Source organism: Algoriphagus taiwanensis (genome assembly GCF_036245645.1).
In the GTDB taxonomy this organism is placed as follows: domain Bacteria; phylum Bacteroidota; class Bacteroidia; order Cytophagales; family Cyclobacteriaceae; genus Algoriphagus; species Algoriphagus taiwanensis.
In genome coordinates this window covers 1-10,494 of sequence record NZ_BTPE01000026.1, presented here as the reverse complement: position 1 = coordinate 10,494, position 10,494 = coordinate 1, and the positions used below count along the sequence as shown (strand labels likewise).

Sequence of the window (10,494 nt, the reverse complement as noted above, 5' to 3'; positions counted from 1 at the left end):
GGAAACAAAACTCCTGAAGAAATCCATCAAACCAATCAAAAAACAGATCGATTGTGGAAAAACTATTACCCCAAAAACCGTACACTTGTAAACCAATAAAAGGACTAACAGAAATAGTCAATCAGTATCAGGATTTAAACAATAACCTGTAAACTATTTTTAGGACGAGTCAGAGTTACCCAATCCGGCTTCTCAAACTTCACTTTAAACTTTTTGCCTCCCTTCATCGGACATCGGTCATCCGACATCGGACAATACTTCCCTACCTCCCTGCTCCCATACTCCCTAACCTCCATCCTATTTACGAATTACGACACTTGTCCCTTCATCGGACATCGGTCATCTGACATCGGACAATACTTCCCTGCTCCCCTGCTTCCTAACTTCCCTACCTCCCATCTTCAAATCTTCTTCGGCATTCGGACACCCAACAAATTTTCCAATCTTTCAATTTTTCAATCTTCCAATCTCCCCCTCAATTCCTTACCTTTGCGACTTACCAGCCCAAGGACATGATTTTCTTCTTTGAATCCCCTCAGAAACTCATCTACGGAGTTCAAGTATCTCACCCTCTCAGCACGGAAGACATCGACAAACTCATCTGGCTTTTTGGCGAAGCCCGACAGATCCCAGGTGAAAAAGTAAGCGGAAAATACTCCGGTCCCCGCAAGGAAATGATCACTCCCTGGTCCACCAATGCCGTGGAAATCACGGTCAACATGGGAATCCAAGGAATCCAACGCATTGAGGAGTTTTTCCCGATGAAGGAAGGAGATCAAATCGACCCCATGCTTCAAAAGGCCTACGAGGGACTCGATCAGGAAATTTTCGACATCCATCTACAGCCCGAACCGATCAAACCTATCACTGATATCGCCGCCTACAACAAGTCCGAAGGCTTGGCGCTAAGTCAGGAAGAGGTAGATTATTTGGAAAACGTCTCCAAACAATTGGGGCGCCCTTTGACTGATTCCGAGGTTTTCGGTTTCTCTCAGGTGAACTCTGAGCATTGCCGGCATAAAATCTTCAACGGTTCCTTTGTGATCGACGGGGAAGAAAAACCCATGACCCTTTTCCAACTCATCAAGGAAACTTCCAAAAAGCATCCCAATCGAATCGCTTCTGCTTACAAAGACAATGTAGCCTTTATCCAAGGTCCAAAAATCCAGCAGTTTGCGCCCAAAACACAGCATCAGGCTGACTTTTTCGAAACCAGAGAGATCGACTCAGTGATCTCCCTGAAAGCTGAAACCCACAACTTCCCCACTACCGTCGAGCCCTTCAACGGAGCGGCGACAGGTTCCGGAGGAGAAATCCGGGATCGTTTGGCAGGAGGTACTGCTTCGATTCCATTGGCTGGGACAGCTGTCTACATGACTTCCTATTCCCGCTCTGAGGAAGGAAGAAGTTGGGAAAAAAACCTTCCAGCCCGTCCTTGGCTCTACCAAACCCCAATGGACATCCTAATCAAAGCTTCCAACGGAGCTTCTGATTTTGGAAACAAATTCGGCCAGCCGCTTATCGCCGGTTCCTTGCTCACTTTTGAGCACGAGGAGGCAGACAAGCAGTACGGCTTTGACAAAGTGATCATGCTCGCCGGTGGAGTCGGCTTCACCAATGCCAACTATACCAAGAAAGGTGAACCCGGAACCGGAGATCAAATCGTGATCATGGGCGGGGATAACTATCGAATCGGAATGGGTGGTTCTGCCGTTTCTTCCCTGAATACCGGGGAAGTATCCAGTGCCTTGGAACTTAACGCCGTGCAGCGATCCAATCCTGAAATGCAAAAGCGGGTTTCCAACGTGATCCGCGCCATGGCTGAAAGCGAAAACAACCCAATCATTTCCATCCACGACCACGGAGCAGGAGGTCACCTGAACTGTCTTTCCGAATTGGTGGAAAGCACCGGTGGCACCATCCATATCGATCAGTTGCCGGTGGGTGACCCTACCCTTTCTGCCAAAGAAATCATCGGCAACGAATCCCAGGAAAGAATGGGCCTGGTTGTCGGCAAAAAAGACATTGACCAGTTGAAGCAACTCTCCGAAAGGGAACGCGCCCCATTTTATGTGGTGGGTGAGACGACCGGAGACATGCATTTCAAGTTTGAAAACCAAAAGACCGGAGAAAAGCCTGTGGATTGGGATTTGGCCTACATGTTTGGCTCCTCTCCCAAGACGGTTTTGGAAGATAAAAGCGGACTGGCGCCGAAATTCACCGAAGCAGAGTTGGACTCCTCCAAGCTTCAGGAATACATCCAGGAAGTGCTTCAGCTGGAAGCGGTAGCCTGCAAGGACTGGTTGACCAATAAGGTAGACCGCTCCGTAACTGGTCGAGTGGCTACCCAACAAACAGTGGGTGAAATCCAGGTTCCCCTAAATGACGTGGGGGTGATGGCTTTGGACTTCACCGGAAATAAAGGAATCGCCACTTCCATAGGACATGCGCCGGTTGCGGCTTTGGCCGATGCAGAGGCAGGTTCCCGATTGGCGATTGCCGAGGCCCTGACCAACTTGGTTTTTGCACCGATTGCAGATGGCTTGAAGGGAGTTTCCCTCTCCGCCAACTGGATGTGGCCTGCCAAAAATGCAGGAGAAAATGACCGACTTTATAGTGCTGTAAAGGCCTGTTCTGACTTTGCGATAGCGCTTGGAGTCAATATCCCTACCGGAAAGGATTCCCTTTCCATGACTCAGAAATATCCTGACGGAAAAGTGGTTTACTCTCCGGGAACGGTGATTATTTCCACCGTCGGGGAATGTACCGACGTGAAAAAGACCGCGAAAGCCGCCCTTTTGCCCCAGGCAGGCACCAAGGTTTTGTATCTGGACTTTTCCAAGGATGCAGCAAAACTCGCCGGTTCCTCGCTTTACCAAATCCTGAACAAGGTGGGTCAGGAAACCCCTGACGTGACGGATGCGGAATATTTTGCAAAAGCCTTTGAAACGGTTCAGCAGTTGATCGAAAAAGGTCTCGTGCTGGCAGGACACGATATTTCCTCAGGTGGCATTTTGACTGCCTTGCTGGAAATGTGCTTCCCAAGCCAGAATGTGGGACTTTCCGTGAAGGAAAGCCGCTTGGCTGAATCCAACATGATCAAGGCCCTTTTCTCCGAAAATCCGGGAATCCTGATTCAGGTCAGAAATGACCATTCAGCAGAGGAAGTGCTTTCTGCGGCGGACATTGACTTTGTAGAACTGGCCGAAGTGACCTTGGATGGAAAAGTAAGCCTAGAAAGCGAAACTTTGGAAGTGGAACCTTTGAGAGACTTGTGGTTTAAGTCTTCTTACCTACTTGACAGAAAGCAAAGTGGAGAGAAGCTTGCAAAAGACCGTTTTGAAAACTACAAAAATCAAGTCCTCAGCTACGAATTTGCTCCAAACTGGAGCGGAAGCTTTACCAAGACGGGACTGAATCCGAACCGTACCGAAAAAGGCAAAGCCAAGGCTGCCATCATCCGTGAAAAAGGAGTAAATGGAGACCGGGAAATGGCTTATGCTCTTTGGTTGGCAGGATTTGAGGTGAAGGATGTGCACATGACCGACCTGATCTCCGGAAGAGAAGACCTGAGCGATGTGCAGATGATTGTCTTCGTGGGTGGATTCTCCAATTCCGATGTATTGGGTTCGGCCAAAGGTTGGGCAGGAGCTTTCCTGTATAATCCGAAAGCCAAACAAGCTTTGGACAACTTCTACGCAAGGCCGGATACGCTTTCTTTGGGTGTTTGTAACGGTTGCCAGCTAATGATTGAGCTCGGTTTGGTGACTCCGGACCACGATCAGAAGCCGAAAATGCTCCACAACGCCAGCCACAAGTTTGAGTCTTGCTTTGTAAATGTGACTGTTCCTCAAAACAATTCGGTGATGCTCGGCAGCCTTAGCGGTCAGCGCTTGGGCGTATGGGTTGCGCATGGGGAAGGCAAGTTTTCCCTGCCAGAAGGAGAGAATGCCTACCACTTCGCCATGAAGTACAGCTACGCCGCTTACCCAGGCAATCCAAACGGTTCCGACTTTGCGACAGCAGGGATAGCTTCTCAAGACGGTAGACATCTGGCGATTATGCCCCATATTGAGCGAAGCTTGAAGCCTTGGAACTGGGCTCATTATCCTAGCGATAGAAATGACGACTTCACTCCTTGGATGGAGGCGTTTGTGAATGCAAGAACTTGGGTTGAGGGACATTCCTGATCTTCGGTGTTGGAGATTCAACATTCGATATTCATTATTGGAAAATTGGAAGATTGAAAAATTGAAAAATTAGCCATTCAGTATCATCTAAGAATGCTGAAAAAATCATAGAACTAAGCGGAGTCTAAACTCCGCTTTTTTATTTTCAGGAAGCTGTAATTCCATACATCCTTTTGGCCTGAGCGCAGTTTGAAACTACGCTAGACTATATTTACCAATTTGCAATTCGCTGAGAAATGAAAATCTCGAACCTGCTATTTCCTGACTTACTTCTTTTGTTTATATCAGCCATGCCTAAAGGCATTTTTATAATAACCCCAATCCAATTAGCCAGCCATTATGGTTCGACTTCGCTCACCAACCATGGCTGGCTTAGCAATATGCCATGCCTAAAGGCATTCGCTTGAGCTCTCAATTGAATTTATAAATCAACCATTAGGATTCGACTTCGCTCACCAACCATGGCTGGCTAGACAATCAGTTATGCCTAAGGCAATAACTTTTTCCAGTCCCGGAGGGACGATTCATATTCTTGCCAGAGGTTTTAACCTCTGGAATAGTTAAAGGAGATAAGTTCTTGCAGAGTCCCGTAGGGACGGACGATTTCTATTCCAGCTCTTTAAAAAGGTATTCCGGCAAAAATTCAATGTGATGAGCCTCCAGCATTTTACGATATTCCTCCTGAAAGGTCATTTCCTGATGATGCCTTTCCTGATTTTTCACATATTCAAAAACAGCTGAAATCTCTCGTTCACTATAAGTAAAGGCGCCATAGCCAGATTGCCATTCAAACCTACATCCCGTTAGCTTCGATTCATTTAGCCACTTCGATGATTTTGCTTTTGCACTTTGCATGATTTCTGAGACAGCCTGTTTGGGATAAAACTGGAAAAGACAATGCACATGGTCAACATGTCCGTTTACAATTAATGTCTTTGCACCCATCTCATTGATCAGGTTTCCAATCACCGCGAATAGCTTACTTTTAAAATCATCACGAATAGCTGCTCTTCTGTATTTGACCGCAAAAACTGCCTGACAATACATTTTTGAATAGGTATTTGGCATAAAAAATCAGATTAGAAATTCTAACAAATTTAGCCAATATCGGCCATGCCTAAAGGCATTTTTGAAACACTCTTAATCTAATTTTCCAGCCATTGAAATGGCTGGCTTTTTAATTAATCATGCCTACGGCATTCACTGGAACTCCCCATTGAATTTATAACCCAGCAATTATGGTTCGACTTGGTTCGACTCCGCTCACCAACCACCGCTCACCAACCATGGCTGGCTTTATAATCAATCATGCCTACGGCATTACTCTTTCTTTGCGCCTCCTTTGCTCTTTCCTATTTATTCTCCAGAAAGCTATAATTCCATAAATCCTCCAACATTGATGTCAAAGCAAACGATTCCGGAGTATTTGACTGAGCTAAGGACTCTATTCTGCTCGCATTTGCTAAATTGTTTGAAGGAATCAACACTAAACCCAAGCTTATGAAATCAACCCTAATCGCCCTTTTGCTTGTCCTCTCCGTGATGGTTTGCCAAGCACAGGAAACCCGACCTGGACCCCAACCTCCTCCTGAAACAGGGGAAACTTTCAAGGTCGGAGTAGCAGGCTTCACCTTCGTCCGATTCGACCTCGATAAGACACTCGAAACTTTAAAAGCCTTGGATGTGCACTACCTCTGCATCAAGGATTTTCACTTGCCGATGAACAGCACCGATGCGGAGATTGCGGCTTTTCATGAAAAACTGAAGGCCCATGACGTGACAGGATACGCCGTTGGCCCGATCTATATGCGAAGCGAAGAAGAAGTCGATAAGGCTTTTGCTTATGCAAAAAGAGTCGGTGTAAAACTGATTGTGGGCGTTCCCAACGTGGAGCTGCTTCCCTATGTAGAGAAAAAGGTGCAGGAATACGATTTCAAATTTGCGATCCATCTGCATGGACCTGATATCAAAATCTATCAAGATGCTGATGAAGTCTGGAACCACACCAAAGATCTCGATCCCCGAATGGGCATATGCCTGGACATCGGGCATGACACCCGAAACGGAAAAGACCCGGTAGCCGATATGGAAAAATACCATACCCGGGTTTTCGATATGCATATCAAAGACGTGACAGGCCCGATCAAACAGGGGTATTCTATTGAAGTTGGCCGAGGGATTATTGACTTTCCGGCTATGGTAAGAATGATCCGAAAAGTGGGCTACACCGGAGTCTGCAGCCTGGAGCACGAGCGGAATATGGACAATCCCTTTATGGGAATTGCCGAATCACTCGGCTATTTCCGGGGAGTGATTGAGACGACTAAGGAGTAGGAATTTGAAGGGAGCATTCGATAGGAAAGGGGAAAAATTAAATCAGAAGGCTGAAGTTTGAAGGCTGAAGTCTGAAGTCTGAAGTTTGAAGGCTGAAGTCTGAAGGCTGAAGTCTGAAGGCTGATTTATGAATCGCGAATGAAAATCTTGATTAGTAAAGGGTTCCTGAGCACAAGCCTGCCTGTTGCAGGCAGGTCAGGAGACCTGTCCGTCCTCCAAGCGGGCTTGCGCTAGGCCGAGATTAAACTTTTGTAAGAATTAACGGATTGCAAATCCTGAGATAAGTGATTCGAGATTGCAAATCTCGAATAGCAGGGACTGAGCGATCAGGCAATTTCCAGTGGAAATTGACCGCGAAGGGCCAGGATGTAGGGAAGGAAAAGACTTGGCCCCGGTCTTTATTTCCATCCAATTATTCCTTTCTTCCAAACGAAATTTCACCTAATACAACGTGTCCGGTCGGGGGATCGAGCGTTAAGGATTAGTCCAGTGGACTAATCTAGCGAGAGGCCAGCTTGTGGGGCTGGAGAAGCGGGGTGCGGCTGGCTTGAGCACTAGGAGCATAGCCAATTCTTGACCTTTTGGTACTTTTGGGTCAAGCCAAAAGTACAGTGAAGCATACATCAACTTTACTCTCAACATCAAATTGAGAAAACAGGTCCTTTCCTTATTTACCCATCAAATGAACCTCTGTCTCATTTTTCCTTGTCACTTTTTGAAGTCCAAAAAGGGACTGAGCGATCAGGCAATTTCCAGTGGAAATTGACCGCGAAGGGCCAGGATGTAGGAGAGGAAAAGACTTGGCCCCGGTCTTTGTTTCCATCATATTATTCCTTTCTTCCAAACGAAATTTCACCTAATACAACGTGTGCGGTCGGGGGATCGAGCGTTAAGGATTAGTCCGGTGGACTAATCTAGCGAGAGGCCAGCTTGTAGGGCTGTTGCAGAGGGGTGCGCGAGAGCCTTGAGGGGGGAATCCCGATAGCTATCGGGACAAATCTTGACCTTTTGGTTCTTTTGGGTCAAGCCAAAAGAACAAAGAGAAATTGCTTTACTTCCTCGATAGGGTCCATTTTGAAAGAATGGAAAATCTCTATTTACCCATCAGAAGAACATCTATCAATTTTTTCTTTGTCACTTTTTGCAGTCCAAAAAGGGACTGAGCGATCAGGCAATTTCCAGTGGAAATTGACCGCGAAGAGCCAGGATGCAGGGGAGGAAAAGACTTGGCCCCGGTCTTTGTTTCCATCCAGCAAAGTTTAAATAAAAATCTAGTCCCATAATGGATGGATTTTTTCTTGCTTGAAAGGCTAAAAATGACTGGGTTTCTCTCGCCCACTCGAGAGCCAAGTCATTTTTTTTAACGCCTTTCCTCGCTTCGAAAAAACCACAAATCCCGAAGGGCCGACCTCCTAACAAAGTCTGGAATAAAAGGAAATATCCCAAATTGTTTAACTCATGAGCACAAGCCTGCCTGCTGCAGGCAGGTCAGGAGACCTGTCCGTCCTCCAGGCGGGCTTGCGGTAGGGCATAATTAAACTGGTGGCAAATTTGGGGATTGCAAATCCTGAGATAAGAGATTCGAGATTGCAAATCTCGAATAGCAGGTTTCTTAACATCATCGGTCATCGGACTTCCGGCCTTAAATTCAAGGAAACTTCCTCAACTTTCAGAAAGGCGCACCGTGAGTTAAAACTAATTCACTATTTTACATCCATGAACCGCAGACCATTTTTACAAAAACTCGCCTTGGCGGGTACTTCCCTGATGACCATGCCTTTTATTACCTATGGGAAAATGGACTTCCCCAAAGCCACCCGACTCAAATTTATCACCGCTTCCGATGGACACTGGGGGCAGCCCAATACCGATTTTGAGGGTTCCCACCGGGCACTGATCGAGGCTGTCAACCGGGAAAAGGATGTGGACTTTGTGGTGCTCAACGGAGATCTAATCCATGACGAGCCCGGCCTACTGCCTGAGGTACGAAAAGTGTACGATCAGTTTCAGATGCCCTGCTATGTAACCCGGGGCAATCACGACCGGGTCAGTGAAGGGGACTTTATGCGAATCATGCGTCAGCCGAGCAATTATTCCTTTATCGAAAAGGATGACTTTGGCGCGCTGCTATTAGATTGCTCCAATGAAAAAGGAGAATATCTCTGTGCCGATCTGGAATTTGCAGGGCTGATCTTGGAAGAATACGCGAAGCTTCCCCATGTCTTTGTCTTCGTGCATATCTCCCAAAACGACTGGACCCGGCACGGGGTGGACTGCAAACCCTTTCTGGACTTGGTGACGAGATACCCCAATGTGCGGGCAACTTTCCATGGACATGACCATGACGTGGACGGGCAGATGATCTATAAGAAAAAACCCTTCCTCTGGTCCGGGCACTTCGGAGGCAGCTGGGGCAATCCCTTCCCTTCCTACCGGGTCTGCGAAGTGGGCGAGGATGGCAAAGTAATAAGCTACCTCAAAACAGTGAAAGACGGTACGATCCTGAATGGGCATACGCTGTAAAAAGGGGCAACCGCTGTTGGAAATACCCAGTAGTGGGTATTTTTTGGATGGGAAAAATGAAGGTTATTGGGAAAAAGAAAAAAACTAATTCGGAAATACCCGCAACTATTGCGCAATGTATCCAAATAGGTATGCCTTACGCAGTAACTGCAAAAGCACAAACGTTGGCAGTAAGCTAAAAAATAAAATGAATATGGAAAAGCAACCAAAAAAGGATCAAGAGCCAAAAGTAGCCGCTAAGGCAAGGACAAAAAGACAGAAAGTTGATAGGCCATTTCCAAGGGTTTCTCTGCAGGAATCATTAATAATTGGTCAGAAAATCAAAGAACTTAATGGTGGTAATCCATGGACACCTCAAGAGATCGCAAAGGCAGTTAATATTGGTTTTGCGACAAATAAATTTTATTATTATACAGCAGCATCCAGAGATTTTGGAATTACAGAAGGCTCTAGCAAAACAGACAAAATTAGCCTAACAGATTTTGGAAGGTCTTTACTTTATGCTCCAGACCCGACTACTGAGCAAAAAAAGAAAAATGAAGCTTTTTTAAGTATTCCAATTTTTAAGAAGGTGTTAGACCACTATAAAGGCAGTACACTGCCTGAAATGAAATATCTAAGAAACACTTTAGAGAATGAATTTGGATTGCATCCAGAAGTTCATGAAGAATTTGCAGGTTTATTCAAAGAGAATTGTAAGTTTTTGGATATAAAATCAGGCAATACAAGTGAAATTATAAATGATGATTCAGAAAGTCCTGCAACAATTATTGTTGGCGAAAGTGGAAAGTCATCAAGAAAGGGATTAAAAGCTTTCGTAATCATGCCATTTTCAGAAAGGAATGACAACCGTTCCAAAGGATTTTTCAATGAAGTTCTAACTAGCCTAATCATTCCTGCAGGAATTGAAGCAGGATTTAACGTAGAAACAGCCAATAAACAGGGCACTGAAATAATCCAATCCACTATAATAAATGAATTGATTGATGCAGATATGGTGATAGCCGATTTAACTGACCACAATCCAAATGTATTATTCGAATTAGGAGTTAGAATGGCTTTAGATAAACCAGTTGCAATAATTAAGTCTCAGGACACCGGTAGGGTATTTGACGTAGATAATATGTTAAGAGTCCAGGAATACAATCAGAACTTATGGAAATCAACTGTTGAGTCAGATCTTCCAAAACTAACCGAACACTTTAAAGCGACATGGGAAAACAGAAAATCTGACCAAACTTACTTGAAAATATTGAGAAAAAAATAAAGACAGCTGCCAACAACTAAGCTTTCGTGCGGCTTGCAAAGCCAAGCATGAAAGCGCTGTTGCACGAAACCGGTGAGGTTCTTATGGGGATTGAATCGGAATTTCAGTTGGATTTGTAGGACTTGATAGCTGAAAAAGTCTCCTCAGAATTGCTCGTCACGTTTGAAAAGCCATCTAATT

The 10,494-nt window shown here is 45.5% G+C and carries 5 protein-coding genes; 4 read left to right on the top strand and 1 reads right to left on the bottom strand.

All coding sequences use genetic code 11. The annotated features are described in order from the left end of the window. Window positions 1-512 precede the first annotated feature (512 nt). Entirely contained in the window at window positions 513-4,190 is a 3,678-nt protein-coding gene (gene purL, locus AAA938_RS20050; RefSeq protein ID WP_338230695.1) for a phosphoribosylformylglycinamidine synthase, read from the top strand. Window positions 4,191-4,796: 606 nt separating this feature from the next. On the opposite strand, the gene tnpA is transcribed toward purL, so the two are convergent. Beyond that, entirely contained in the window at window positions 4,797-5,258 is a 462-nt protein-coding gene (gene tnpA / locus AAA938_RS20045; protein WP_338230693.1) for an IS200/IS605 family transposase, read from the bottom strand. Between the two features lie 432 nt (window positions 5,259-5,690). Between tnpA and AAA938_RS20040 the strand changes: the two genes are divergently transcribed. The 3 genes from AAA938_RS20040 to AAA938_RS20030 all read left to right on the top strand — a co-directional run bounded on the left by AAA938_RS20040 (window position 5,691) and on the right by AAA938_RS20030 (window position 10,314). Beyond that, a complete protein-coding gene (locus tag AAA938_RS20040) occupies window positions 5,691-6,524 on the top strand; it encodes a sugar phosphate isomerase/epimerase family protein (RefSeq protein ID WP_420915758.1) in 834 nt (277 codons plus the stop codon). A gap of 1,716 nt (window positions 6,525-8,240) precedes the next feature. Continuing rightward, entirely contained in the window at window positions 8,241-9,047 is an 807-nt protein-coding gene (locus tag AAA938_RS20035; protein WP_338230691.1) for a metallophosphoesterase family protein, read from the top strand. Between the two features lie 193 nt (window positions 9,048-9,240). Further along, entirely contained in the window at window positions 9,241-10,314 is a 1,074-nt protein-coding gene (locus AAA938_RS20030; RefSeq protein ID WP_338230689.1) for a hypothetical protein, read from the top strand. Window positions 10,315-10,494: the final 180 nt, after the last annotated feature.

Excerpts from the sequence above, each read along its gene's own strand:
- tnpA (WP_338230693.1), bottom strand. The coding sequence starts at position 5,258 with ATGCCAAATACCTATTCAAAAATGTATTGTCAGGCAGTTTTTGCGGTC.
- AAA938_RS20040 (WP_420915758.1), top strand. The coding sequence starts at position 5,691 with ATGAAATCAACCCTAATCGCCCTTTTGCTTGTCCTCTCCGTGATGGTT.
- purL (WP_338230695.1), top strand. The coding sequence starts at position 513 with ATGATTTTCTTCTTTGAATCCCCTCAGAAACTCATCTACGGAGTTCAA.
- AAA938_RS20035 (WP_338230691.1), top strand. The coding sequence starts at position 8,241 with ATGAACCGCAGACCATTTTTACAAAAACTCGCCTTGGCGGGTACTTCC.
- AAA938_RS20030 (WP_338230689.1), top strand. The coding sequence starts at position 9,241 with ATGGAAAAGCAACCAAAAAAGGATCAAGAGCCAAAAGTAGCCGCTAAG.